Annotated in this window: 26 protein-coding genes, 1 riboswitch and 1 other annotated feature; of the genes, 18 read left to right on the top strand and 8 right to left on the bottom strand. The window is 40.1% G+C overall.

The window, feature by feature from the left end; translation table 11 throughout:
• Positions 1-17: 17 nt before the first annotated feature.
• Positions 18-341, top strand: coding sequence for an MGMT family protein (locus tag PQ511_RS04080; protein ID WP_273850662.1), 324 nt, complete (start codon positions 18-20; stop codon positions 339-341).
• Positions 342-597: 256 nt separating this feature from the next.
• Here PQ511_RS04080 and PQ511_RS04075 read toward each other — a convergent pair whose 3' ends face one another.
• Positions 598-984 (bottom strand): DUF302 domain-containing protein, encoded by a 387-nt coding sequence (locus tag PQ511_RS04075; RefSeq protein WP_489753148.1) that lies wholly within the window; start codon positions 982-984, stop codon positions 598-600.
• A 168-nt stretch (positions 985-1,152) separates the two neighbouring features.
• Positions 1,153-1,461, bottom strand: coding sequence for a MerR family transcriptional regulator (locus PQ511_RS04070; protein ID WP_098444122.1), 309 nt, complete (start codon positions 1,459-1,461; stop codon positions 1,153-1,155).
• A 261-nt stretch (positions 1,462-1,722) separates the two neighbouring features.
• Between PQ511_RS04070 and PQ511_RS04065 the strand changes: the two genes are divergently transcribed.
• Positions 1,723-1,986, top strand: a complete 264-nt coding sequence (locus PQ511_RS04065) for an HPr family phosphocarrier protein (RefSeq protein ID WP_226657129.1) — start codon at positions 1,723-1,725, stop codon at positions 1,984-1,986.
• Positions 1,987-2,059: 73 nt separating this feature from the next.
• On the opposite strand, the gene proC is transcribed toward PQ511_RS04065, so the two are convergent.
• Entirely contained in the window at positions 2,060-2,890 is an 831-nt protein-coding gene (gene proC / locus PQ511_RS04060; RefSeq protein WP_273850660.1) for a pyrroline-5-carboxylate reductase, read from the bottom strand.
• A gap of 41 nt (positions 2,891-2,931) precedes the next feature.
• Positions 2,932-3,145, bottom strand: a binding site (T-box leader).
• 159 nt (positions 3,146-3,304) lie between these two features.
• Between proC and PQ511_RS04055 the strand changes: the two genes are divergently transcribed.
• From PQ511_RS04055 to PQ511_RS04020, 8 genes are all read left to right on the top strand, one after another.
• The gene (locus PQ511_RS04055) at positions 3,305-4,273 is read left to right on the top strand and encodes an MBL fold metallo-hydrolase (protein WP_273850659.1); all 969 of its coding nucleotides are present in this window, start codon (positions 3,305-3,307) and stop codon (positions 4,271-4,273) included.
• Positions 4,274-4,285: 12 nt separating this feature from the next.
• On the top strand, positions 4,286-5,077 hold the full coding sequence (locus tag PQ511_RS04050) for an SDR family NAD(P)-dependent oxidoreductase (protein ID WP_273850658.1): 792 nt from the start codon (positions 4,286-4,288) through the stop codon (positions 5,075-5,077).
• 169 nt (positions 5,078-5,246) lie between these two features.
• Positions 5,247-6,149, top strand: a complete 903-nt coding sequence (locus tag PQ511_RS04045) for a DoxX-like family protein (RefSeq protein ID WP_273850657.1) — start codon at positions 5,247-5,249, stop codon at positions 6,147-6,149.
• 11 nt (positions 6,150-6,160) lie between these two features.
• Complete coding sequence (locus PQ511_RS04040; protein WP_273850656.1) at positions 6,161-6,778, top strand: DUF4166 domain-containing protein; 618 nt, start codon at positions 6,161-6,163, stop codon at positions 6,776-6,778.
• Positions 6,762-7,502, top strand: a complete 741-nt coding sequence (locus PQ511_RS04035) for a hypothetical protein (protein ID WP_273850655.1) — start codon at positions 6,762-6,764, stop codon at positions 7,500-7,502. Before PQ511_RS04040 ends, PQ511_RS04035 begins: the two co-directional genes overlap by 17 nt.
• Positions 7,503-7,544: 42 nt before the next feature.
• Positions 7,545-8,183 carry an NUDIX hydrolase gene (locus PQ511_RS04030; RefSeq protein ID WP_273850654.1) on the top strand — a complete coding sequence of 213 codons (639 nt, stop codon included), beginning with the start codon at positions 7,545-7,547 and terminating at the stop codon, positions 8,181-8,183.
• Positions 8,184-8,235: 52 nt separating this feature from the next.
• Positions 8,236-8,787 (top strand): GNAT family N-acetyltransferase, encoded by a 552-nt coding sequence (locus PQ511_RS04025; RefSeq protein WP_273850653.1) that lies wholly within the window; start codon positions 8,236-8,238, stop codon positions 8,785-8,787.
• A gap of 291 nt (positions 8,788-9,078) precedes the next feature.
• On the top strand, positions 9,079-9,639 hold the full coding sequence (locus PQ511_RS04020) for a GNAT family N-acetyltransferase (protein WP_273850652.1): 561 nt from the start codon (positions 9,079-9,081) through the stop codon (positions 9,637-9,639).
• Positions 9,640-9,712: 73 nt separating this feature from the next.
• On the opposite strand, the gene PQ511_RS04015 is transcribed toward PQ511_RS04020, so the two are convergent.
• Entirely contained in the window at positions 9,713-10,516 is an 804-nt protein-coding gene (locus tag PQ511_RS04015) for an SDR family NAD(P)-dependent oxidoreductase (RefSeq protein WP_273850651.1), read from the bottom strand.
• 110 nt (positions 10,517-10,626) lie between these two features.
• The gene (locus tag PQ511_RS04010; protein WP_420541655.1) at positions 10,627-12,282 is read right to left on the bottom strand and encodes a M4 family metallopeptidase; all 1,656 of its coding nucleotides are present in this window, start codon (positions 12,280-12,282) and stop codon (positions 10,627-10,629) included.
• A 304-nt stretch (positions 12,283-12,586) separates the two neighbouring features.
• Between PQ511_RS04010 and PQ511_RS04005 the strand changes: the two genes are divergently transcribed.
• From PQ511_RS04005 to PQ511_RS03990, 4 genes are all read left to right on the top strand, one after another.
• Positions 12,587-13,843 carry a Y-family DNA polymerase gene (locus tag PQ511_RS04005; RefSeq protein ID WP_273850650.1) on the top strand — a complete coding sequence of 419 codons (1,257 nt, stop codon included), beginning with the start codon at positions 12,587-12,589 and terminating at the stop codon, positions 13,841-13,843.
• A gap of 14 nt (positions 13,844-13,857) precedes the next feature.
• On the top strand, positions 13,858-14,187 hold the full coding sequence (locus PQ511_RS04000) for a YolD-like family protein (protein ID WP_273850649.1): 330 nt from the start codon (positions 13,858-13,860) through the stop codon (positions 14,185-14,187).
• 141 nt (positions 14,188-14,328) lie between these two features.
• Entirely contained in the window at positions 14,329-15,168 is an 840-nt protein-coding gene (locus PQ511_RS03995; RefSeq protein ID WP_273850648.1) for an alpha/beta fold hydrolase, read from the top strand.
• A gap of 176 nt (positions 15,169-15,344) precedes the next feature.
• Positions 15,345-15,448, top strand: a riboswitch (SAM riboswitch).
• A gap of 57 nt (positions 15,449-15,505) precedes the next feature.
• On the top strand, positions 15,506-16,816 hold the full coding sequence (locus PQ511_RS03990; RefSeq protein ID WP_337957743.1) for a Na+/H+ antiporter NhaC family protein: 1,311 nt from the start codon (positions 15,506-15,508) through the stop codon (positions 16,814-16,816).
• Between the two features lie 67 nt (positions 16,817-16,883).
• On the opposite strand, the gene PQ511_RS03985 is transcribed toward PQ511_RS03990, so the two are convergent.
• Positions 16,884-17,561 carry a hypothetical protein gene (locus PQ511_RS03985; protein WP_226657158.1) on the bottom strand — a complete coding sequence of 226 codons (678 nt, stop codon included), beginning with the start codon at positions 17,559-17,561 and terminating at the stop codon, positions 16,884-16,886.
• A gap of 292 nt (positions 17,562-17,853) precedes the next feature.
• Between PQ511_RS03985 and PQ511_RS03980 the strand changes: the two genes are divergently transcribed.
• Genes PQ511_RS03980 through PQ511_RS03970 form a run of 3 tightly spaced genes read left to right on the top strand, consistent with a single transcriptional unit; the run spans position 17,854 to position 21,149 of the window.
• On the top strand, positions 17,854-19,479 hold the full coding sequence (locus PQ511_RS03980; protein WP_273850646.1) for an SLC13 family permease: 1,626 nt from the start codon (positions 17,854-17,856) through the stop codon (positions 19,477-19,479).
• A 21-nt stretch (positions 19,480-19,500) separates the two neighbouring features.
• Positions 19,501-20,721: an MFS transporter gene (locus tag PQ511_RS03975; RefSeq protein ID WP_273850644.1), complete on the top strand. Its 1,221-nt coding sequence runs from the start codon at positions 19,501-19,503 to the stop codon at positions 20,719-20,721.
• Positions 20,718-21,149, top strand: coding sequence for a GNAT family N-acetyltransferase (locus PQ511_RS03970; protein WP_273850642.1), 432 nt, complete (start codon positions 20,718-20,720; stop codon positions 21,147-21,149). Before PQ511_RS03975 ends, PQ511_RS03970 begins: the two co-directional genes overlap by 4 nt.
• A gap of 42 nt (positions 21,150-21,191) precedes the next feature.
• Here PQ511_RS03970 and PQ511_RS03965 read toward each other — a convergent pair whose 3' ends face one another.
• Together PQ511_RS03965 and PQ511_RS03960 are read right to left on the bottom strand one after the other, a co-directional pair.
• The gene (locus PQ511_RS03965; RefSeq protein ID WP_273850641.1) at positions 21,192-21,653 is read right to left on the bottom strand and encodes a hypothetical protein; all 462 of its coding nucleotides are present in this window, start codon (positions 21,651-21,653) and stop codon (positions 21,192-21,194) included.
• A gap of 84 nt (positions 21,654-21,737) precedes the next feature.
• Positions 21,738-22,277 (bottom strand): P-loop NTPase family protein, encoded by a 540-nt coding sequence (locus PQ511_RS03960; protein ID WP_273850640.1) that lies wholly within the window; start codon positions 22,275-22,277, stop codon positions 21,738-21,740.
• A gap of 1,025 nt (positions 22,278-23,302) precedes the next feature.
• Here PQ511_RS03960 and PQ511_RS03955 point away from each other — a divergent pair.
• The gene (locus PQ511_RS03955) at positions 23,303-24,376 is read left to right on the top strand and encodes a peptidyl-alpha-hydroxyglycine alpha-amidating lyase family protein (protein ID WP_273850639.1); all 1,074 of its coding nucleotides are present in this window, start codon (positions 23,303-23,305) and stop codon (positions 24,374-24,376) included.
• The last annotated feature ends 227 nt before the right edge of the window (positions 24,377-24,603 follow it).

The following is a 24,603-nucleotide window of genomic DNA, read 5'->3' as shown; positions in this document are numbered from 1 at the left end:
TGTTGGATTAGAAGGTGATGAATGTGGAGAAATTTACGGAAGATGTTGTTTCCATTATTAAAGGAATCCCTCCGGGTAAAGTTATGACTTATGGACAAATCGCAAAGTATGCCGGAAAGCCGCGTGGAGCAAGACAAGTTGTGAGGATTTTACACACGATGAGTCAAAGGTATAAACTGCCGTGGCACCGTGTCATAAACGCGAAAGGCGAGATTGGTATACCAACAGAGGAAGGGTACATCGATCAAAAGATGATGTTAGAAGGGGAAGGGGTTATTTTTCTTCCTAATTCAAAAGTTGATTTAACTGTATATCGCTATGACCCGCAGCTAAAAGAATAGAACAAAAGATGACGACTCTAAAAAGAGGTAGCCATCTTTTGTTCAAATGTTTTATTTCACATTAAACAGGCTTCAATGTCTCCCACATGTTTGTACACTTCTAAAATTAGTGATCTTTTTAGGATGAAGGCCAGCTATATCGATGATCACTTGAAAAATCCTTATTGTACAATAATTTAATAGAAGTGGTTCATTTAATAGAACTAAAGCGGAAAAAAGACCCTCTTCTTATAGGAGGGTCAATAGGGAAGACAAGTTACTTGCTTCTCTCAATACAGGAAATTAAACGTTTCTCAATATCATAACCAATTTCTGTTAAACTTTTTTTCCCGGTTAAGTTTAATAAAGTTGTTGGTTTTGGCATACCGATTTTTGTTTGCCCCTGATCTTCAAAAACAACGATTTTACAAGGAAGAAAATAGCCCACTAACTTATCTTCATTTAGAACACGCTCGGCCTCTTTCGGATTACAAACCTCGAGAACACGATAAGGGGTTTGGAAGTCCATTCCTTTTTCTTGCAACTTTGCGGACAGATCAAAATCCCATAATACGCCGAATTTTTCTGTTTGCAGCTCATCACTCAAGTCAGAAACGGCCTGTTCAACTGTTTTAGCGGTTTCAACTGTATAATGGAAACTGATAGAGCAAAACTCCTTTCATTAACTTTCTGTTTTCATTTATACCCTGCATCGTATATTTTAAACGAAATAACATTAATAAAAGCAAGCGAATAGGTAGTGCTTCCTGAATGTTAGAGTGAAAAAAAACTAACTTCTGGGATGCACTATCATATCGCTTGCTTTTTTTCTCTATTTTGTCATTTTAAATGCCGCGTTTAGCTGTCCGCGAATCATTTCATCTCTAATTTTATCTTTATCTTTCTGCTTTTCTTTCTTATAAAGCTTTTTAATTTCAAATGTTTGCATGCCGTCTTCAATTTGATTTGCGATGTCCATTAGTTTTTCTACATCTGTAAACGAGAATTTTCTTGTACCACCACCAGAACGGTCAGGTAGAATAAGGCCTCTTTCTTCATAGTAGCGGATCTTTCTCAAAGATAGCCCTGTTAATTCGCTGACTGATCCGATGGGCAAAACTTTTTTATCTTTGTATGACATCTCCAGTCACTCCCTATTCTCATATTCATAATGCAGCTACCACTACATATACTATTGAAGTCTTCTAAACTGGCAATCTTGTATCAGTATAGCATAGCTATCCATCAATGTTGATCAAGATGTTAGAATACCTAACATAAGTTATGCGGATCTTATAAAGTGTGTGTGAGGAAAGATGCCAAGATCCTTGCGAGTATACGTGTAGGGTGTCAAAATAGAAAGGTGCAAACGGTTGTATTAGATACTAAGGAGGATGCAAGGATGGTATATAAGGAAACCGTTTTGATCACGAGTAAAGTTACGATGGCCTTCTTGATGGACTTTGTAAAAAGTGCAAACCTCTTTAGTAGTTACATTATTGTAGAGGTTGAAGGCAAACGATTAAATGCGAAGAGTATTTTAAGCATGGGGAGACTGACAGCTCATTTTGGACCCATGACCATTATTGCGACAGGACTCGATAGTGAAGAAGCTTTAGTTCACTTAAAACAAATGTGTAAGGTTGTGCAGAAGAAGAGTGTGTGAATAGAAAAAGTGGGGTTCTATAAGGTTTTATTTTTTAGCCCGGACATTTCATTAGGTGACCGGGCTATAGGCATTAATTTTGTTTTAGAAAAATATCCCCTAGATCTTGTGAGCGATTCGTAGCATCTGTAATACAAGATAATAGAGCTTCTTCAAAGTGAAACGCTTTGAGCGTTGCGATTCCTGCTTGTGTCGTTCCCCCGGAACTTGTGATTTTTTCTCTTAAAAGTTTTGCTGGCTGTTTCGTCTGACGAAGCATCATGGCAGCTCCTTGAATGGTTTGTAAGATGAGTTCGCGTGCTATTTCCTCATCAAGTCCGTTTTGTATAGCGGCTTTCTCCATACATTCCACCATATAATAGAAATAGGCTGGACCACTACCAGATAACCCTGTTACGGCATTCAACTTATCTTCTGATACCGACACAACGGATCCAATCGTTTGAAACAGTCGCTTCGTAAACAGTAAGTCATTTTCGCTTGCAAACGCTCCGCCTGTAATGGCTGTTGCGGATAACCCTATCGTTGCCGAAGTATTTGGCATCACTCGAACAATTGGGGTGGGAATGGAGATTTTTTCCGAAATGTACGTGGTTGTAATGCCCGCTAAAACGGAAATAATGAGATGGTTTCTATGAATATATGGCTGAATTTTGCTTAAGGCATCTGGTGCGTCTGCTGGTTTCATAGCTAGAACAATCACTCTGTTTTGTTGTACCAATTCTTGAATATCTTGAGTAACATGAACGCTATATGTTGTTTTTAATTCCTCAAGTCGGTGTGAATTAGTGCGATTCAGTAACGTAATTTCGTTAGGATCTACAAACCTTTCAGAAATCATTCCTTCGACAATGGCTTCTGTAATGGATCCGGCACCAATGAAGCCGATGTTGTTTCTTGTCATCATCCTCATCCTTTCCAAATAAAACGCCCATTCATCCTCATGAAAAGGACGAATGGGCGTTATCCGTGGTACCACCTTATTTTTGATATCAACATATGATATCCTCTCGTTCCTTATAACGTGGGAAGCGGCTGTATTTCTACAGCAGGCTCGAGGGTAGGTTCAAAGTGAGTAATGGGAAGGGACTTTTCAGCCAATGAATCCCTCTCTCTGGCACTTACTAGCACTTCTACTAATCCCTTTCAAAGCCGATACGATCATTCTAATTTTACATAGTATGCTATGAAAATAAAAAATTGTCAACCCAAAATGTCAGAAAATTCGAATTAAATTATCTCGATATAATGACAAAAAGAGCGAACAGCGATAGAATAGAAGTAGGTGATGTAAAGAAAAGAAGAGGTGGCGGTCAATTTGAATGTAACGAAAGAAAAGGTACTGTCGATCACGGTTCCCACTCCATTTGCTGTGGGTCCGGTCAATTGTTTTTTGTTAAAAGGAGACGCCTTAACGCTGGTTGATACTGGTCCGCGCACACCTGAAGCGCAGCTAGAACTTGAGAAGCAACTGAAGAACTATGGGGTGGCTTTAGAAGATATTGAACAGGTGGTGCTCACGCATCATCATCCTGACCATATCGGCCTAGTTGGGAAGATGATGAAGAATGGAGTTAACGTTCTTGGACATTGGAAGAATGACCGATGGTTACAGATGAGCGATTCTTTTTTGAAAGAAAATGAAGCGTTTATGACGGGGATTTACCGTGAAGCAGGGGTTCCAGAACAGTATTTCGATCATGTAAGTGATACACGAGGTTATCTTGCGTATACAGATCGAGCGAAATGCGACCTGCATCTCTCGGAAGGAGATGACGTACCAGCCTGTAACGGGTGGACTGTGATGGAAACCCCAGGTCACGCCCAAAGTCATATTTCTTTATGGCATAAGGAGACGGGGATGATGATTGCGGGGGATCACCTGATTAAGAAGATTTCATCAAACCCCTTACTTGAACCTCCATATGTGAAAGGGACGGAGCGACCTAAGCCGCTTCTACAACAAAGAAGTTCTTATCGTAAAACCTTAGATGCTCATCTTCAGTATGTGTATACCGGTCATGGTGATCCTATCCTCAATCCGGACGAGTTGATCAAAGAACGTTTACATAAACAGGAAGAGCGTTCGGAAAAGGTAGCATCCTATTTAAAGAATAAACCAATGACCGCTTTTGAAGTTTGTCAGCAATTATTTCTAGGCGTTTATAAGAAGCAAACTGGCCTTACTCTTTCTGAGACGATTGGACATCTTGATTATCTTGAGTCGGAAAAGGTAATTGTGAAATGTAAAGAAAAAGAGAAAACGGTTTATCGATCACAATCGTAAGAGGTGAAGCAAATGAAAAATTTAAAGAACAAAGTCGTTCTGATTACAGGGGCATCAAGTGGTATAGGAAGACAATTAGCGATTGATTTAGCTGAAAAAGGGGCGAAACTCATTCTTGTAGCTCGCTCAGAACAGAAGTTAATGGAAGTAAAGCGTATAATCGAACGGAGCGGGGCTTATGCGCCAGCAGTCTGGACGATTGATGTTGGGGACGGGAAGCGTGTTGATCATGTTCTGCCAATGCTTTTGAAAGAGATGCCTCCGGTCGATGTTTTAATTAATAATGCTGGTTTTGGAAAATTTGACGCATTTGTGGACGCCGATATGAAGGATATTGAAGCCATGTTTGATGTGAATGTCATTGGCCTCATGCGATTTACTTCGCATGTGCTTCCAGGCATGATGGCTAAAGAAGAAGGGCACGTAGTCAATATCGCTTCTCAAGCAGGGAAGCTTGCTACACCAAAATCTTCTGGATATTCGGCTTCGAAACATGCGGTGCTCGGATTTTCAAATAGTTTGCGGATGGAATTGCAAGACCACAACATTCAAGTCACGACGGTGAATCCAGGTCCAATCAAAACAAATTTCTTTGAAACGGCCGATAGTAGTGGCACTTATACAAAGAACGTCGAAAAGATGATGCTGTCAGCGGAAAAAGTATCGAAGGAAATTATTGCTGCTATTGAAAAAGGCGCTCGCGAAGTGAACCTTCCGAAATGGATGAACGCTGGATCAAAGCTTTATCACGCGGCTCCAGGTCTTGTGGAAAAAGTAGCTGGAAAGTTTTTTGACCAAAAGTAAGGTGAGCTAGAGAGCATCAAAATGATGCTCTTTTTTTATTAGCTAGTGGTCTAAAAAATTGATATTCTTCTGTTTTTTGGGAAATAGTGTTGTTTTCAAAGAAGAAAGAAGTTTACACTTAATCAAGATACGATGCACAATTGGAAGCAATAAACGACAGGAGGAGAAAATGAAAAGGAAACCAATTTATGTAGAAATTCCAATTGAAACAGAAATGGAAGATTTATGGGGAGCATCTCAGCAACCCCATCTGCATGAACAATGGGATCTGCGATTTACTTCCATCACTTACTTACCGAAAGAAAATGAAAGTGATCCGCAACTCTTTTCCTATAAAACAAACGTGGGGATTTTGGTAGTAGAAGGTTGGGGGAAAAGCGTTGGTGAGTTTAATGGCAAGGACGGATCGAGAACATCTTCCTTGCATTTTGGTACGGATCAGCAGATTTCGATTATCTCGGAGGGGAAAGGTTATTGGAAATACATACCCGGTGAAAGCGAGAAATTAACGTTCTTAACTCAATATGATTATGACACGCGTTTTGGCAGACTAGGTACTTTGATTGATGCGGCTATCTTCCGTCCGTTGATTGGGTGGGGAACGGCTTTAAGTTTTGATGTATTGAAGCGATGGCTAGAGAAAGGGGAATCACCTGCATCCCAGTATACCCGGTTTATTAGCTATTGGCTGATCACATTTATGTTTAGTTTCGTTTGGATATATCAAGGGCTAGTTCCAAAAATATGGCTAAAGCATCCTGAAGAGGTATCTATGGCAGCGAGTCTACTACCAGAAGCGATTGATGCTTCATTAGTGGTCTTTGTAATGGGGATAGGCGAAATATTGTTTGGTTTGATCTGGTTGTTTTATCGAAAGAGGTCCTGGTTATTCAAACTGCAAATGATGGTTTTCCCTTTATTAACATTGTCAGCTATTTTAGCTGCTCCACATGTTTTGACACATCCATTTAATCCTTTAACTTTTAACGTTAGTTTGTTCGTCTTATCTGTGATTGGAGTAAAGTTAAGTCGTGACATTCCTACAGCGAAAAGCTGTAAGCGAAAAAGATAAGGAGCATCCTCATGTCGATTTATAAAAACGCACTCGGTGACCAATTTTATCTACTTCATCCGATGCTGCAGAAAAGGTATTCGTTCTCAAACCAACAAGGTTTCTGCGGAACAGGAGTAATGAAGAAGATTTCCGGTGGTCCTCGATGGCTCTATCCTATATTTTATCTTGGTACAAAGGCGAAACTCCTTTTTCCTGAAAGAGGAACAAATATCCCCTTTCAAATTAGAAATACGTTGCGAAGCGGGGCTGGTGGAAACGAACAGGTTCATTGGCAGCGTACGTTTTCTTTTGGACAGAAGAAGCGTTACTTTAATGCGTTAATGACTCTCAATGAGGAAAGACTTATCATAGAAGACTATTTGGGAGAACCTGCGTTACTATATTCAGATCTTGCTTTTCAGGTAAACCAGGATGATGGAAGTATGACGATTCAATCATTGAATCAAAGAATGGTGCTTGGTCGAAAAGAAATCCCTTTGCCACGATTTTTTCAAGGTCTAGCAACTGTAACCGAACGATACTTAGAAGATCGGAAAAGCTTTTATATTCACGTGACGGTAAAAAACCCTATTATTGGAACTGTTTTTTCGTATGAAGGAGAGTTTACAAGTGAGAACGAATCATAACGGTTTTCCGACTAGCCAAATAAAAGGAAGGAATGTGGTCGGAGAAGAAATTCTGAAGGAAATTGCAGATCATACTATTTCTTACAGTGGAATAGTGAGTGATATGAGCATTTATGAACCCCATCTTGAATGCCAAGTTCTCTCTCCAACAATTAAACATTTTTATGAAAATACACCTGAATACAGATTGTATGCTAGTGTGAAATGGCATTGGTGGTTTAAACCTCTGGCTATGATTTATCGCTTTTTTAGTCAGAGAATCCTTCAAATTAATCTTCCATTATCAAGGAAGCTGGTCGAAATGACAGGAGATATTTTTCCGATTAAAGAGCATATCGATGGAAGACCACAGCCGAGAGCCTGGGTAAGAAAAGTGAATGGAGAAGTGTGCTTTGTCGCCCTCTATTCGTGGCATAAAAAGGGAGATAGAACGTATATGAACATCGGATTACCGCTCCCATTTTCCACAATGACTGGTGTTCTTGAATTAAATCAAGTTGGAAAAAGCCTGCAGCTGTCTAGTAGAAAAAAACGCACTTCAAAAGCCGATACAGGAACCTATTTATCAACGAAAAATAAACAATTTCCCTTACCAATTGATGAAGAATTTTTTGTAAAGCAAGCTGGAGTGGGGTCTTTAAAGGCTCAGCATGAGATGAGGATTTTTTTCATTCCCTTTTTAACGATTGATTATACGATTCGTCATAAAGACGTAATGAAATAGATAACGAAGGTGTAAGTTTTAGAGAAAAAGTGAGGTTACAAGATGGTAGATGAGAGAGTAAAAATATTTGATGAAAATAGAAACCCAATAGGGGTGGCTTCACGAGATGAGGTACACCGACTCGGACACTGGCATGAGGTTTTTCAATGCTGGTTCATTCGAAGAGAAGAGGGAAGTGAAAAAGTATATTTACAGCTTCGTAGTTCCTTAAAAAAGGACTTTTCTGGACTATTTGATATCACGGCTGCGGGTCACTTAATGGAAAACGAATCAGTAAACGACGGAGTGAGAGAAATAAAGGAAGAGCTTGGGGTCCATGTTTCTTACGAAGAGTTGCATCCCTTGCTTGTGATGAATGCATCGATTAAACAAAACGATTTTATTGATAATGAAATCGCAAATATCTTTCTTTTTGAATACAATCAATCGTTCGATGCATTTCACCTTCAAAAAGAAGAGGTTGCAGGAATCGTACAGGCTGATTTTGATGCGTTCTATCATCTCTGGATGGGAATGCAAACCGACATACATGTAGATGGATTTTGGTTTAATCATAAGGGGGAACGAAACAAGCTGAATCAAAAAATAAGCAAAGATCATTTTGTTCCACATGAATCCTCTTATTATGAAGCCGTTGTTAAAGAAATGAAGAGGTACTTCAGTCAAGCAGAGAATCGTTGATAGTGGTCACGGTTAAATAGGAACAAAAAGATGAAAAGCAGGGGAGCTAAATATGAATAGAAAGCCGTTGCCAGTTGTGACAATCAGAGAACTCTCTCTGTCAGATACAGAAGATCGTTATCAATGGTGTCTTGATCGAGAAGTGACGAAGCATCTAAATATGCCTGAAAAATATCCACCGTTTACCCGAGAAGAAACGAGCAATTGGATTCAATTATGTATCGATCGAAAAAACGGGTATGAACAGCGAGCGATTGTAACGGAAGAAGGGAAACACATAGGGTGGGTCGATTTAAAAAATATTGATCGATTTAACGATCATGCTGAGCTAGGAATTGCGATTGGTGAAAAGCGCTATTGGGGAAAGGGATATGGCGTAAGCGCTATGAAAGCGATGCTCGAATGGGGTTTTACTGAATTAAAATTAAATAAGATTTGGCTCAGAGTAGAAGTGGATAATGAGAAGGCGATTAAGTCATACAAACACAGTGGCTTTGTGGAAGAAGGCATCTTGCGAGAAGATCGCTACCGAGAAGGACGTTATATCGATCGATTAAGGATGAGTCTCTTAAAAGGAGAGTATCAAAATAGCGATAAATCCTGAAATAGTTTTACGAAATTCTCAGATTTACCTAATAACTGAATTTTTTGCCTATTATTGTCATGTTTTGTGTTATACTATCAGTTGTATGTTGGTAGTATTGTTATTCTTGTTTTCACTTGTCTTGAGAGTGAGCGAGAAGAAAATCGCTTCGGTTCAAGTCCTAAAGCAGCTTAGCTTGTGGAACTTGACATAAAGATATTTCATTTAAACCGCTAATCCATGTGATTAGCGGTTTATCATCTAGTTAGAATATGATCTGCTTGATTATTCAAACACATTGGAGAGATGATTGTGAACCCGATATTAATCGAAGTTAAAACGTCGCTTGAGACAGAACGATTAACGTTAAGAATGCCGCAGCCTGGTGATGGAAAAGTAGTCAACGAAGCGATTCAAACTTCGATTGATGAACTAAGACCGTGGTTAGGATTTGCACGTGTAACACCCACCCCTGAAGAGACGGAAGTGAATACAAGAGAAGCGCATATTAAGTTTTTAAAACGTGAAAATTTAAGGTATCTTGTTTTTTTGAAAGAAACAGGTGAATTTGTAGGATCAACTGGTTTTCATAATATTGATTGGGATGTTCCAAAACTTGAAATAGGATATTGGATGGCGACCTTTCAAAGTGGCCATGGTTATATGACAGAGGCAGTTCAAAAACTTACTCAATATGCTCATCAGGGTCTGGGATGTCGAAGAGTTGAGATTCAATGTGATCGAGAGAACGAACGGAGTCGGGCGATTCCGGAACGATTGGGATATGTTCTTGAGGGAACGCTCAAAAATGATGATTTGTCTATTGATGGGAAGCACATAACGGATACTTGTATTTATTCAAGTACCATTTAAGTTATTACTATTAAAAACACATGGCCAATCGATCTTTGAGGATCGAATAGCCATGCGTTTTTTTAATGGTTATTTAGCGCATTACGCTTCCGCCTGAAATCTTTAAAGATTCTCCAACAATGTTTTCAGAGGCGTTTGATAAGAGATAGACAATACTGTTCGCTACTTCTTCGGGTTGTGTGATACGACCTGAAGGCATTGCTTCCTCCACAGCTTTTAGTTCTTCTTCAAAACTTTTATTTTCTCTTTTCCCTTTTGACTCAATGCTGTTTCTTCCCATTTCTGTATCAACAAATCCAGGACAGACGGCGTTCACTCTAATGCCATCTCGAATTGCCTCATGGGCAAAGGACTGAGTAAAGCCAGTAATTGCAAATTTTGAAGCGCTATAGGCGGTGTTTCCAAAAGTTCCTCGAAGCCCCGACAGAGAAGAGAGGTTCACAATAGCCCCTTTTTTCTGAGCTTCACGCATTTTATTATAAACGAGCTGCGTTAGTAAGACCGTTGAAAAATAGTTTAGTTCCATTACCTTTCGAATGTCTTCTTCTTGTAATTGATCGAGCGTATCTCCGCCACCAATTCCAGCTGAATTCACTAATCCGGTAATTGTTCCTCTTTCTTTTATCGCATTTTCAATCAGATTCGCCCGATCCTGTTCATCGTTTAAATCTGCTGGAAGAATGGTCACTTTAGCATCCGTAACTAACTTTTCACACTCATGCTTTAACGTCTCTAATTTCTCTTTATTTCTTCCAGTAATCGTAATGGCAGCTCCTGCTTGTACAGCGGATTTTGCTGTTTCATATCCAATACCGCCAGTCGCTCCCGTGATAAGTACGTGTTGGTGTTTGAGTGCGTCTTCTTTAAAAATCGCCATGGGTTATTCCTCCTTTATCTTCTAGCCCTTTTTTCCCGTTTAAAGGCATATAAAACCTTTCGGCATTTTAAAAAACAGGTAGCCAGTAGCTACCTGTTTTATCGAAATGATTATTGTACACCAACAGCATTAAAGGCTTGTTTAACGGACTGCACTTCTGAACTGCCGCTTCCATAAAGATCAGTTGCAGCTTGAACGGCTGCTGCTCTCATCTGACTAAAGTTCGAAGACGCGGTTAGGTATTGTGTTAATGTACGATAGTAAATAGCGCCAAGCTTTTCTTTCCCAATTCCAGATACGCTGACTCCGTAAAATGTACCGCCTTCACTTAAAAGATAAGCAGCTTTATTCATAATCCCGCTATTAATATGAACGCCGCCGTTATCCTGTGTCCCTTTATAGCGGACAGAGTAATGGTCAGGGTCACCAAATTGCGATGGGTCTGCCATTGAACGAAGAGCGTCCCCAGAAGTTCCTGGTGTATAAATGTCTTCGCCGATTAACCAGTCAGGATTGTTATTATCATGAAATTCCACAAGAGTTCCGAACACATCGGACATTGATTCGTTCAGCGCTCCTGATTCATTTTGATAAATAAGATCTGCTGTCGTATCTGTAACCGCGTGTGTTAATTCATGTGCCACCACATCTTCACCTCCAGAAAGAGAGACGAATGTGGAGCCGTCTCCATCACCATAAACCATTTGGCTGCCGTTCCAGAATGCATTGTTGTAGTTACGTCCGTAATGTACGGTCGATTTTAGTGGTGCCCCGTTGCCGTCATAACTATCGCGGTTGAAAACATCTTTATAATAATCATACGTTGCGCCAGCATAGTAGTGAGCGTCGACAGCTGCCGCATCATAGCTTGCGTTGAAGGCGTTATCCGCATCAGCCCATAACGAACCAGGTAACTTAGTCCGATTACCTGCGTCATAGGTGAAAATACCGCCGCCTCTCGTAGTATCTTTTAAATAATAAGTTGAGGAAGAAAGAAGCGTGTTAAACGTCTTTTGATCACCAAGGACACCGGTTCCACTGGCTGTTTGAATTGTTCCAGTAATCGCGCCACCGCCACCCGGCTTACCAACACCTTCTTTTTTAGCTTCGTGAAGGGCGTTAAAGCTCGTTAGTACTTCACCACTTGTTGCGTCAATTATGTACTGCCAGTTCCCTGGTTCAGGTGAAAGGAAGTTTAAAGTGACGTGATAAGCGTATGTTGGAGATTCCCCATCCGTATACACGACAAGATCTGATGTAGGTTTCTGTTCATAAGTTGGGGAGAAGCCGAGATCGCTTTCTGCTTTTTTGATTGCATCCTGTTTCTTGAACTTTGTTGCTTTTTTAAGCTCTTTCTTCGATCCAAGGTCTGGAATAACGGTACCCGATACAGCAGTTAAGACGCCGCTTTCATCAACGTGTGCGGTTTGAGTAGACCCGTAAACCGGTGTACCTTCATGAAGTTGCTGTAAACGAAATACCGTGAAGCCAAGGTCGTCTTTTTCCTTTGAAAGGATTTGAAAAGCGTCCTGTGCTGACGATCCACTAAATTTGTACATGCTTTTCTGGTCATTTAAGTAATCGAATAACACTTCATTGGGATTTTGAGAACTTGCTTTTGTTAATTTCCCGGAAACAAATGATGGCGTCCCAGTTTCTTTATTCATATTCGTATCAGCTGCCGCAAATGTTGAGGATGGAGCAAACATGGTGCTAACAAGACCCACTGATAAACCAATGGAAAGCAAATTCTTTTTCTTTCCCATTTCATTTCCCCCTCGTGATTAAGATGAGCTTACTTTATCACGAAAGTTTTAATATTCAAACTATTTTAACAATTAATGATAGTAATGACCTATTCTTCCGTGATCATGAACAGGACTATTTACCCGTAACGTTATGGTCATATAGTTCATTAGGTACGAACTTTTCGATTATAAGAGAGAGACTTGTCGTAACATTTTTGATTGGAAGAAAGTACTTATTGTAAAGAGAACGTATATTCGAGTAAAATACGGGTATAGATAAAGAGAACAAATGTTCCGTTAGGTGAGAAGGAGGGGGATACAAATGGATTATTCACAATTTCCAAAGAAAACAATTCTTTGTATTGATATGAAAAGCTTCTATGCTAGCTGCTCAGCGGTAGAGATGGGGCTTGATCCGCTTACGTGTTATCTTGCGGTTGTTGGGGACGTGGAACGACAGGGGAGTGTTGTGCTAGCAGCTTCTCCAGCCCTAAAAAAAGAATTTGGGATTCGTACAGGGAGCAGGTTATTTGAAATTCCAAGTGACAAGAGAATTCATATTGTTAACGCAAAAATGTCCTCTTATTTAAAACAATCAATGGAAATAACGAGGCTTTTCCACCGTTATGTACCATCAGAATGTATCCATACGTATAGCGTTGATGAATCATTTTTGCAGGTTGATGGGACAGAACGATTATGGGGAGATAAATTTGAAGTGGCTCACAAGATCAAAAAAGAAATAAGCGAGACATTCGGCTTACCAAGTGCGATTGGAATAGGTCCGAACCTTTTGATGGCAAAGCTTTGTCTGGATCTTGAAGCAAAAGAAAAAGGGATAGCAGAGTGGACATATGACGACATTCCTGAAAAACTGTGGCCACTTTCCCCGCTTAGTCAAATGTGGGGAATTGGCTCACGAGTTGAACGCACGTTAAATCGAATGGGGATACGAAATGTAAAGCAGTTGGCGCACTATCCGCTTCACTTATTAGAAGAGAAATTTGGTGTCATGGGGAATCAACTTTATCATCATGCCTGGGGAGTCGATCTTTCTGAAATGGGCGCTCCCATTATGCAGGGGCAGATTAGTTTTGGAAAAAGTCAAATCTTGTTAAGGGATTATCATGATCAAAAAGAAATTCAACACGTTATTCTTGAAATGAGTGAAGAAGTGGCGAGACGTGCTAGAAGAGCCGGGAAAGCAGGTCGTACGATTAGTCTAGGGATTAGTTATAGCAAAGAAGAAGGTGGAGGGGGTTTTCACCGCTCAAGGAGCATCAATAGTCCGACGGCGATTACGCTTGAAGTCTACCGCGTTTGTCTTCAACTATTTGAGGAATTTTATGAAAGAAAAACGGTCCGGAAAATTTCCATCACTCTTTCGAATATTTGCAATGATGAGGAAGTGCAATTGGATTTATTTAATACTGCCCGGCCGAAGCAGCGAGACCTTGGCTATGTGATGGATTCTATTAGAGAAAAATACGGCTCAGATGCTCTGCTGCGTGCCGTTTCATACACGAAGGCTGGTACAGCACTACACAGAAGTAAACTTGTCGGTGGGCATAAAGCGTAAAGGGGGGGATAGAGATGATTCGTGATCGTGGAAATATAAAATGGACATCAATGATGTTACCTGAGCATGTGAAAGAGCTACGTGATTGGAAAGAAGAAGAGAAAAGAAATCAGATGCCTGTACTGGATGAGCAAAAAATAGAAGAAATGAACGAAGTGATCTGCGAAGCAATGGAATTCCATTGGTCTTTACGCTTCCACTATTTTAAAAATGGTGAGAAGAACGTCCTCTCTGGCTACGTCCATTTTGTCGATCCATTGACGAAAGAGCTACGCGTGATTGATCACCGGGAGCAAAAGAGAAACGTTAAACTGCTGGACCTTATCCATGTTGAAGTAGAATGAAAAAAATGGTTGTGCACTCTGGGCGCAAAAAAGTTTTTCATTTTCTAATTGGGGTAAAATACGTATAACCAAACCTGGGCATTTTAAATAAAAAGAAGGCCCACCTTAAAGGTGAAATTAGAATCCGGAGTGAGATGACAGATGTTATTAGCTCAAAATTCCAAGGAAAATATGGAAAAGATAAAGGGAATTAACATTCACTATGAGTATTATAGAAATGAGGAGGCTGTTAATCGACCAGTTATCACCCTCCTTCACGGTTTTTTGTCGTCAAGCTTTAGCTTCAGAAAGCTAATTCCATTCCTAACAAAAGCATACACCGTTGTTGCCATTGACCTCCCGCCATTTGGGAAAAGCGAGAAGTCTCATCACTTTGTACACTCCTATCAAAATTATGCAGAAGTCGTTGTGGAGCTACTAGAAAGGCTTTCAATTGAGCGTACAGTGATGATCGGTCATTCTATGGGCGGGCAGGTAGCGATGAGAGCATCTGCGATAAAAGATGATTTTGTAAGTAAAAATATTTTGCTATGTAGCTCAGGTTATCTTGAAAAAGCAAAGCAAAGTCTCGTTTATACGTCTTACTTACCTTTTTTCTCTGTTTATTTAAAACGCTGGCTTTATCGAAAAGGAGTAAGAGGAAATTTGCTTAATTGCGTATATGATCCAGCGCTTATTGATGAAGAAATGATGGATGGTTATATTCAACCCTTTTTTCATGAAGGAATTTTTAGGTCGCTGGTTCGTATGATTCGTGATCGAGAAGGGGATCTCTCTGAGGCTGAGTTAAATCAAATTCAAACACCAAGCCTCTTAATATGGGGAGAAAATGACAGGGTCGTGCCATTAAAAATTGGGAAACGTTTAAGAAATGATTTACCAAATGCCGAATTAATCGTTTATAAGAAAACCGGTCATCTTCTACCTGAGGAGCGACCAGCGTCAATTATGAAAGACATTGAGCAATTTTTAACTCGTTAGCCGAATGGCTGTAAAAGTATAGAATTTTTTTCCAGGTAAGCTCCTTTTCCATAAGGAGTTTATTTTCATGAAGGTGGAAAGAGTTGACTCAGTTGAATCTGGCGTGATAAAGTAAAGCTCGTTCGATCTTGAAATTCAAATAAAATCTGAGCTCATGCTCATTCATAACTGTATATTTCTTATTAAGAGAAGTGGAGGGATCTGGCCCGAAGAAGCTTCAGCAACCTCTGACGATCAGAAAGGTGCTGCTTCCAGCAAGAGAGATCTTGAGAGATAAGAGCAAAAGCCCTCTTCTCTTGAAGTGGGCTTTTTTCATGCAGTAGTAAAGGAAAAGGAGATAGAGAGAATGGAAAGAGAAATGAAAGGAAATGGTCTGGCGTTACTACCCCTTGGCATATTTATTGTGCTCTTTATAGGCACTGCCATCGTAACAAAGGACTTTTATAGCATGCCGGTTATACTTGCTTCATTAATTGCAGCAGGTGTAGCTCTTTCGATGAATCGAAAAGAAAACTTCATGAAGAAAGTAGAAGTGTTTTGTCGAGGAGCAGGAAACACCAATATTATCTTGATGATTCTTGTCTTCTTATTGGCAGGCGCTTTTGCTGGGACCGCTGAAAAGATTGGAGCGGTGGATTCGATTGTGAATTTAGGAATATCGATTCTTCCAGCGAATTTATTAATTGTTGGCTTATTTTTAATCGGGTGTTTTATTTCTATTTCAATGGGCACATCGATGGGAACGATTGTCGCCCTTGCACCGATTGGTATCGGAATTGCAGACCAAACAGGAGTTGCGCCAGCCCTAGCTTTATCTGCCGTCATTGGCGGAGCGATGTTCGGTGATAACCTTTCTATGATTTCAGATACTACCATTGCAGCTGTTCGCACACAAAATACGCAAATGAAAGACAAGTTCAAAGTCAACTTCTTTATTGTCTTACCCGCAGCTATTATTACAGCTATTATTTATGGCGTGTTAACGATGGGAGAGCAGGCAACAGTTGGTGGAGATCGCGCTTTTGATTTGATCACGATTCTTCCCTATCTAGGCGTTTTAATCGCAGCCATTGCAGGGGTTAATGTGCTTATTGTCCTTGTAAGTGGAACGCTATTTGCTGGAATAGTCGGTCTGTTTAACGGTTCATTTGGCATGAGTGGACTGATTTCCACCGTTACAGAAGGGATTAAAGGAATGGAAGACCTTGCGATGATTGCCCTTGTAATCGGTGGTATGATTGAAGTAATCAAGCATAATGGAGGTATTCAATACGTTCTAGATAAAATTTTAAGCCGAGTAAACTCCCGTAGAGGTGCAGAATTTGGTATCGCTGGTCTAGCTAGTGTACTCGATTTATCGACAGCGAATAATACGATTTCCATCATTATGGGGGGACCACTTGCGAAGAACATTTCTGAGAAGTATGGCGTAGATCCGAGGAAATCAGCTAGTATTTTAGATATTTTTTCAGGTAGTATTCAAGGAATGCTCCCGTATGGTGCACAGGTGCTAGCTGTTGCTGGACTTGCTTCAATTTCACCACTCGCCCTCTTGCCTTACTCCATTTATCCCATACTTATTGCGATTGCTGGAGTGATTGCGATCTTTATTAACTATCCTTCTTTTCAAAAGAAAACGAAGGGTTAGAAATAACGATAAAACGAGTATGGTTTAACAAGAAAGACAGGTAGCTCATGAGCTACCTGTCTTTTCATTATCCTTCGATTTGTTTTTGTAGATGAACAATTCGTTGAGGAAGAATATAAAGATATTCAATTAATGAATCTAACAAGTCAATAATGAGATTCGCCGTTTCTTCGCTAGTCGCTTTTTCAAGACAAAGGAGGTTATTCAGATTACTTCCTTTTCCGAGAAGCTGACCTAGCTTTACAATCGGTTCTTCTAAGTCAATTTGTTTCGCCAACGTTTCGAGCTGTTTGGATAGGGGCTGTCCTAATTCATTCTCAGATAGAAAACTGCCGGTAATACTTTCAAGAACGCGGTTAGCCATGACAGCTGTGGCGGTCCAGTCTTTCATATTATGTACGTTCACGGCAGAGCGATAAACACGTTCAAGATCGTCAGGCAATCGGGCAGAACTTGTTAGTCTACCGAGCGGTTCACGTGTGAAGGATGTTTGGTGGACAAAAAGCTCGACTTCTTCTCCGCGATCGCCATGTGAGGTTTTAATTAAAATGAAGAGTACCGCTTCTTTACAAATGGAACAGCGGGAAAGTGTTGAAAACACGGCCTGGTTAATTTGATAATCAAATTTCAATTGAAATGAGGCGTCATTACCACATTCAGGACATTCTGTATTTGTTGATTTCGGAAGCTTCGTTTGTCCGTATTTTACAACCGAATTAATGGTCGTCTGCTGTATCTTTCTCATCATATACCCCCTGGATCGATTTTGAGCAACTTGTTGTCAATCGAAATGAAACTCATACGGTGATTCCTGGAATGTATCGTATGAATGATTAAAATCACACCATCAACTTATAACATTCGCCCTTATTGGAAATATAAGGGGGTTTTGAAAGAGGGTGTGAATGAAAATATCAAAGATGAACCAAAAGTCCTTTGCTAAAAAAGAGTAAAATAGAACCAAAATTGTGAAAATATTGACAGGTGTACCAAGTGAATCCTACACTATAGTGACACGAACGATAGGAGGTATCACTATGGAACAAGTACGTCTTTTTTGGAGCTGTTTTTGGCATGAACATCATCGTGCAAAGGATCTCTTAACATTCGCTTCTTCACACACGCCGGGAATCCCTTCTCAAAGTTCACAAAAAAATCCTACGCTATCCGGTCCAGATCCGGTTTATGACAAAAGAAAGCTAACTGGATTAGTGTTAGGACCAGCGCTCTTTCTTGCGCTGATGCTGTTTTTTCACCCAAACGGCCTTTCGGAAGCTGGTTTAGCTGTATTAGCTAGTACGGCATGGATTGCAACATGGTGGATTACAGAAGCAATTCCCATTCCTGCAACGTCTCTATTACCACTCATTTTATTTCCGCTAACAGGTGCACTGGAAGGTGATTTAACAGCATCAGCCTATGGCGATAATACGATCTTTCTTTTTATGGGTGGTTTCCTGATTGCGCTTTCAATGCAAAAGTGGAATTTACATAAACGCATTGCTCTCTTTATTATATCAGCAATTGGAACGAGTACGGAAAAAATTGTCCTTGGCTTTATGGTCGCTACGGGCTTTTTATCGATGTGGATCTCAAATACTGCCACCGCAATGATGATGGTGCCAATTGGACTTGCAGTGATTTATCAAGTATCTGAGCAGCTAGATATGAATACGGAGGAAGGAGCTCCCCGATTTAATTTCGGAAAAGCGATTATGCTTGGTATCGCTTATAGTGCTTCGATTGGTGGTCTTGCGACATTAATTGGAACACCGCCAAATACCATTTTCGCAGCTGTTGTGAATGAGCTATATGGCATTGAAATTTCATTTGCCCGCTGGATGATGTTTGGTGTACCGTTAACCGTTCTACTATTAATTGGGTGCTGGTATTACCTTGTGAAAATGGCTTTTCCAATGAACATTAAAGAATTGCCAGGTGGTAAAGAGGTTATCAAAAGAGAGAAGGATGATCTCGGAGGAATGTCGGTAGAAGAGAAAGTCATTCTTACCATATTTTCTCTTACGGCGCTTGCGTGGATCAGTCGCTCATTCGTACTTAGTGAGTTAAATCCAAACATTAATGATACAGTGATTGCCATGACGGCAGCGATTTTATTGTTTCTTATACCGGCACCTTCGAAAAAAGGATCTTTTTTGTTGGACTGGAATACAGCGAAAGGGTTACCTTGGGGCATCCTCCTACTCTTTGGAGCAGGGCTTGCCATTGCTTCCGGTTTTCAAGAATCAGGACTTGCCAAGTGGATTGGAGAGCAATTAACCATTCTTGAAGGAATTCACTTATTCATTATTTTACTACTGGTTACAACGCTTGTTATTTTCTTAACAGAAATTACATCCAACACGGCGACGGCCACAATGATGTTTCCAATTATGGCTTCTTTATCAGCAGCGATCGGTGTTCATCCATATGCCTTAATGATTGGAGCTGGAATTGCATCAAGCTGTGCCTTCATGCTCCCAGTTGCCACACCACCAAACGCGGTTGTGTTTGGATCAGGTTATTTAAAAATTCCTGATATGGCGCGAGCCGGTTTTTGGCTAAATGTAACCTCTATCATCATTATTACGATAGCCATTTATTTTTACATGCCAATTGTATGGGGCATTGATCTAACTCAAATTCCAACAAAATTCAGCTAGAACTAAGGTGATGATACAGTGATGGATCAAACAACGAAGAAACAGCGTTATACATCAAAGGATGGAGGATTTTGGCGAGTAGCGGCTAGTCTTGGTTGCGGAGCATTGCTCATTTTTTCTTCTTTATATGCTTTTCAACCGCTGCTTCCTATATTCGCGAAAGAATTTCATATAACGCCTACAACATCAAGTCTCCTTATGTCGCTACCGGTCATTACAATGATTCCGGGTCTTCTAATTCTCGGCTTTGTTTCCGATCGCCATGGACGAACAGTTGTCATGAAAGTATCCCTGCTTTTTGTTCTCGGTCTGCTCCTGATTATGCCATTAATGAAATCGTTCCTCTTTTTACTCATTCTTCGATGTATCCAGGGATTCTTCCTCGCGGGAATACCCGCATCAGCCATGGCATATTTAGCTGATGAAGTCGAGCCATACACCATCGGACTGGCTACAAGTATTTATATTGCTAGCAATGCAATGGGAGGACTTGGAGGACGAGTGGCAACAGGTTACTTAACGGATCTCTATAGTTGGCAAATAAGTTTTATGTTTCTTGGTGGTTTTGGCCTAGTAGCAACAGGTTGTTTTTACTGGCTACTACCTGACTCCCGCTTTTTTGAAGGAGGAAGTAGAAGCGTAGTTAACGATATGAAGGGGATGTTTGTTCACCTTAGAGACCATCGCTTATTGTCTCTTTTCACCCTCGGTTTTCTAATCCAGGTAATCTTTACAGGTGTGTGGACTTATTTGCCATTTCACCTGGAAGAAGACCCCTTTGCTCTTTCGTTGAAGTGGATCTCTCTAACCTATTTTGCGTATATCCTTGGCGTCATTTCTCCACCTCTTGCAGGAAGAATTTCTTCTAACATTGGCCTTAGACGAACCATGATCATCGGACTATCTACCCTCATCGTTGGAGTTGTTCTGACCGTTTTTCAAAATATATCGGCTGTCATGATTGGACTTTGCATCATCTGCGCAGGATTTTTTATCGCGCATTCAATGGCATCAGCTTCCGTCGCCCAAACAGCCGATCATCATAAAAGTGGCGCTTCAAGTTTTTACTTAATTAGCTATTATGCAGGTGTTGCTGCAGGCAGTTCAGGAGTTGGAGTGGCGTGGGATCGGTTTGGATGGAGTGGAGTGGTAAGTTTAAGTGTGCTTATTTTGCCACTCATTCTCTTATTTTCATCAAAGCGATATCGAAATAGTGGTTTACGAGAGGAGAAGGGAACATGAACATAAGAAAGGTGAAGCTGGGGGATGAGGAAGGTATCACTCGTTTACTTTCAGATATGGGCTATGAAGCAGAAGTACATGAAGTAAAAGAGCGATTCCTACCAATACTAAATGATCCTCAGTATCTTACCCTTGTGACGGAAGAGAAAGGGGAACTAATTGGTATGCTTGGTATGCATTATGAACGATCCTATGTGGCCAATATTCTTGTTGCGAGAATCATTACGATGGTAACAGCGAAAGAATATCGCCAGCAAGGAATTGGAAGGAAGTTGATGGAGGAAGCCGAAAGAAGGGCTGATGATAAGGGAGCTACAACAGTCGTGTTAAATAGCGGGAATCGTGAAGAGCGAAGAGCTGCACATCAATTCTATGAAGCTTGTGGCTATGTAGGAAAATCAACTGGATTCTATAAATCGCTCATCTAAATAAAAAAAGCCTCTCGCTTAGTGGCGGGAGGCTAATCAGGTTTATCTTCTAGTAAATCCTTCTTCATCAAGGTATTGAACCGCTTCATTTCGAGAAGGGAAGGTGCCATCAAGAATATCGCCAGCATAAACATTCCATAACTCGAGTTCAGGCTCGTACATGAGTTCAAGCGTTTGACCTTCGTCATTCACCCACACTTGTACTTCAATATCAGATCCCGGAAGGACAGAAAGAGACTGGATTGACTCTCTGATAATTTTTCGAAGCTCATTGCTTGAAAAATCGCGAATGTTGACCATCCCTCTTTCATCTAATGGGTAACCTTCAATCAGATCGCCAAATACATAGCCATTTCCGTTCGGGTGAAGATGATAAACCACATTTTTCTTATCGATAACCGCTTCTTCATAGTGAAAGTTCACACGTCCAAGCGATACGTCTTTTCGTGTTAATTCAGGAAAGGATGATTCAATAATCTCTAGTTTTTCTTCAAAAGTTAGCATAATGCCTCCATGTGCTTCAGTAGTCTTTCTAGTTTGAACAGGAAAATCAGGATTCAAACGTACTGCATTTTATCTTATCATGGGTTATGACAAAATTGTATGCTTTGTCTGAAGTTCATGAAGAAAATTCGCGATTTCCGCTTTGTTTTGTAAAACGATTATGGTTTTTTCAGGAGAAGTTTGCTGAATCTCTGCAAATCGCTTATTCATCTTCTCTTTACGAGGATAGTAGGTCGTCCAAATGAAAGTTAAAAACGACCACTCCATTTTTTCATTGCAGCCTTTGCCCATATCAGAACGAGTCTTCCCAATATGAGTCACCCAGCGTTTTAGAACGCGATAAAGACAAAGAAGTCTAGGCGCATCGATGTAAATAATCGTATCTGCCTTTGCTACTCGAATATCATAGGAATTGCTATAATTGCCTTCTATAATCCAGTGAGAACTTGAAGTGATTTTCTTCTGGGAAGCACGGAATTCATTGAGACTTGCTTCTACCCAGCCCGGTTTCCAAAAGAGCGCATCAAGATGGTAAACGTGATAACCTAGAATGTTGCCGAGTTTCTTTGCAAAAGTTGACTTACCGGCGCCTGCTGAAGCACCCATCACCATAATCCGATCCATCCTCATCCCCCTTTAACAAACTGCCTATCTTTAGAAGTTTACCAAAGAAACTACGAAGATAGAAGAAAGAGTAGATTAGGAAGAAAAATAAGGTAACATATGCCGTGATATGTTGATATTAGGATTGTGGACGGTGTTGTCGATCTTAAGCAATAGGGCAGTTTAATTGAATAACGGTTGTATATTTTATTTGAAACAGGGTGAGAAACTTGTTTGGAAGAATTAGAAATTCAAAAAAAGAATCTAATATCGATAATAGCTATGTTGAAGTACCTCAAAGTGATATAAGTGAAGGACAGTCTGCAATTAAATTATGTACTTAATGTTTTCTTTATAGAAGATCTTAAATCATTATTCTTGAGATCATATAATGTTCCTGTGCCCTTTTTATAGTCCCCAAAGTAACACCAAAGTTCAAATGTCTCGGCATAGAACTCTTCATTAAATTTTGGACCATCATAATCGATGACTATTTGAGAACGGTATTCTTTTTCAATACAACGTTCATAAGTTAGTTTCTCTTATTCATCGCCATCAATGTCCCTGGCAACTCATAATTTAAGGTTCTTCTTTCCTCTTTCTTCAAAACATTTCACATAATCTCTTTGCAGATCAGGACATAACAAGATTTATTTGAATTCACGAGATAAGGAAAATCAATTATCGGAGTCTATCTTTAATAAGATAGGCTTTTTATTTTACATAAAAAAAAGATATTTATAAATGATATGAAATAATTGGTGTTAGAAAGTTCGTCAGTTTAAATTTTACTGGAATTAAACGGAGGATCCTACTGATAGGGTCACTTCATTATAAATCTGATGATTAGTAAAAAAAATGTTAACAACGTGAAATGTCTATAGGACTTGTAATGGAAACTGATATAACTATTTTAGAACATCTACAAAACTTAGATACTCCATACGTCTTTAGTCCTATACATCTTATGTCATAAGCCAGAGGAAACATTATTTCACGTTGTGTTACAATCATATCCTCAATAATTTATATGGAGTTGAAAGGAAATGAAGAAAAGTTTACGCATAACAATCACTATCGTCCTCCTGCTAGGAGCAATGGCTGCGTGGTTTAGCCGTGGAGGAAGTGATACAGTATATAAAGACGTTCCTGAGGCCAAACCATCAGCATCGTATGTTCCTGAAATTCTCTGGCCAAAGACTGAGGCAGATAAGAAAATAGCCGGGGAAGCGAGTGGAGTAGCAGTAAATAGTAAAGGAGATATTTACTACTTACATCGGGGAAGTTCCGAATATGGTGGGGAAAGCCTGATCCAAGAACCAACCCTTATCGTCATTGATGGAGAAACCATGAAAGTCAAAGATCGTTGGGGAGAGAATATATTTGCTTCCCCTCATGGATTGGAAATCGATCATGAAGACAATGTTTGGATCACGGATATTACTCAGAACAAGGTTTACAAATTTACATCTCGTGGTCAATTAGTAGATACATTTGGAGATGACTATCCCATTTATATGGAGCCTGCCTTACGGATAAGGAATGTGCTGCCTAATTTCCCGACTGGGATGACGAAGTATACATTCGCGAGGCCCACGGATGTCACGGTCATGAAAGATGGCTCATTTGTTGTCAGCGACGGCTACCGTAATAGACGGATTGTGAAATTCGATGCTGAGGGACAATTCCTTTGGGAGAAGAATAAACTGGGGGATAGTCCAGGTGAATTTAATCTGCCCCATGGAATTTCTCATGATCAGAAAGGGAACTTGTATGTAGCAGACAGGAACAATGCACGTATTCAGCTTTTCTCCCAGGATGGAAAATTCCTCGATGAGTGGGATCAGCACGAGCTGGGCCGCCCTTTCGGTGTGGAAGTGGGGAAAAACGGTAACGTGTATGTAGCAGATGGCGGTGATGCGCTTTATCCAAACAGTGATAAAGGATCCCATCAAGTGGTGGTCGCAAGTCAAAGTGGTAAGATCATAGAACGGTTCGGTGATTGGGGTTCTCAAGTTGGTGAAATGAAAATCCCCCATGATATTGCGGTGAATAAACAGGGAGATATCTTTGTGGCAGAGCTTGAGAATCACCGGATGCAAATGTTTAAGAAAAAATAGGTATAGATGAAGAAGGACATTTACTTAACTGTCCTTCTTTTTTCGCCATGATGAAAGGGCTTGCGATATTCAGAGTATATTTTAAGATATTGCAACGCATTTCGAGTGTCTTTGAACTATACAGGTACTTACAAAGCGCATATCAAACAAGAGAAGAAGAAAACTTAATTTATATTGTATTCAATTCTTCAACAATCTCGGAGCGATTATTTAATAATCTACACGAT

The organism is Guptibacillus spartinae, assembly GCF_028610625.1.
In the GTDB taxonomy this organism is placed as follows: domain Bacteria; phylum Bacillota; class Bacilli; order Bacillales; family Guptibacillaceae; genus Guptibacillus; species Guptibacillus spartinae.
Note: the sequence above shows the minus strand (reverse complement) of the source record. Positions and strands in the feature narration are given on the sequence as shown.

What these genes read in the sequence shown, in the direction of transcription:
- PQ511_RS04080 (WP_273850662.1), top strand. Translation starts at nt 18, where the DNA reads ATGAATGTGGAGAAATTTACGGAAGATGTTGTTTCCATTATTAAAGGA.
- PQ511_RS04070 (WP_098444122.1), bottom strand. Translation starts at nt 1,461, where the DNA reads ATGTCATACAAAGATAAAAAAGTTTTGCCCATCGGATCAGTCAGCGAA.
- PQ511_RS04065 (WP_226657129.1), top strand. Translation starts at nt 1,723, where the DNA reads ATGGTATATAAGGAAACCGTTTTGATCACGAGTAAAGTTACGATGGCC.
- proC (WP_273850660.1), bottom strand. Translation starts at nt 2,890, where the DNA reads ATGACAAGAAACAACATCGGCTTCATTGGTGCCGGATCCATTACAGAA.
- PQ511_RS04050 (WP_273850658.1), top strand. Translation starts at nt 4,286, where the DNA reads ATGAAAAATTTAAAGAACAAAGTCGTTCTGATTACAGGGGCATCAAGT.
- PQ511_RS04045 (WP_273850657.1), top strand. Translation starts at nt 5,247, where the DNA reads ATGAAAAGGAAACCAATTTATGTAGAAATTCCAATTGAAACAGAAATG.
- PQ511_RS04040 (WP_273850656.1), top strand. Translation starts at nt 6,161, where the DNA reads ATGTCGATTTATAAAAACGCACTCGGTGACCAATTTTATCTACTTCAT.
- PQ511_RS04030 (WP_273850654.1), top strand. Translation starts at nt 7,545, where the DNA reads ATGGTAGATGAGAGAGTAAAAATATTTGATGAAAATAGAAACCCAATA.
- PQ511_RS04025 (WP_273850653.1), top strand. Translation starts at nt 8,236, where the DNA reads ATGAATAGAAAGCCGTTGCCAGTTGTGACAATCAGAGAACTCTCTCTG.
- PQ511_RS04015 (WP_273850651.1), bottom strand. Translation starts at nt 10,516, where the DNA reads ATGGCGATTTTTAAAGAAGACGCACTCAAACACCAACACGTACTTATC.
- PQ511_RS04010 (WP_420541655.1), bottom strand. Translation starts at nt 12,282, where the DNA reads ATGGGAAAGAAAAAGAATTTGCTTTCCATTGGTTTATCAGTGGGTCTT.
- PQ511_RS04005 (WP_273850650.1), top strand. Translation starts at nt 12,587, where the DNA reads ATGGATTATTCACAATTTCCAAAGAAAACAATTCTTTGTATTGATATG.
- PQ511_RS04000 (WP_273850649.1), top strand. Translation starts at nt 13,858, where the DNA reads ATGATTCGTGATCGTGGAAATATAAAATGGACATCAATGATGTTACCT.
- PQ511_RS03995 (WP_273850648.1), top strand. Translation starts at nt 14,329, where the DNA reads ATGTTATTAGCTCAAAATTCCAAGGAAAATATGGAAAAGATAAAGGGA.
- PQ511_RS03985 (WP_226657158.1), bottom strand. Translation starts at nt 17,561, where the DNA reads ATGAGAAAGATACAGCAGACGACCATTAATTCGGTTGTAAAATACGGA.
- PQ511_RS03980 (WP_273850646.1), top strand. Translation starts at nt 17,854, where the DNA reads ATGGAACAAGTACGTCTTTTTTGGAGCTGTTTTTGGCATGAACATCAT.
- PQ511_RS03975 (WP_273850644.1), top strand. Translation starts at nt 19,501, where the DNA reads ATGGATCAAACAACGAAGAAACAGCGTTATACATCAAAGGATGGAGGA.
- PQ511_RS03970 (WP_273850642.1), top strand. Translation starts at nt 20,718, where the DNA reads ATGAACATAAGAAAGGTGAAGCTGGGGGATGAGGAAGGTATCACTCGT.
- PQ511_RS03965 (WP_273850641.1), bottom strand. Translation starts at nt 21,653, where the DNA reads ATGCTAACTTTTGAAGAAAAACTAGAGATTATTGAATCATCCTTTCCT.
- PQ511_RS03960 (WP_273850640.1), bottom strand. Translation starts at nt 22,277, where the DNA reads ATGGATCGGATTATGGTGATGGGTGCTTCAGCAGGCGCCGGTAAGTCA.
- PQ511_RS03955 (WP_273850639.1), top strand. Translation starts at nt 23,303, where the DNA reads ATGAAGAAAAGTTTACGCATAACAATCACTATCGTCCTCCTGCTAGGA.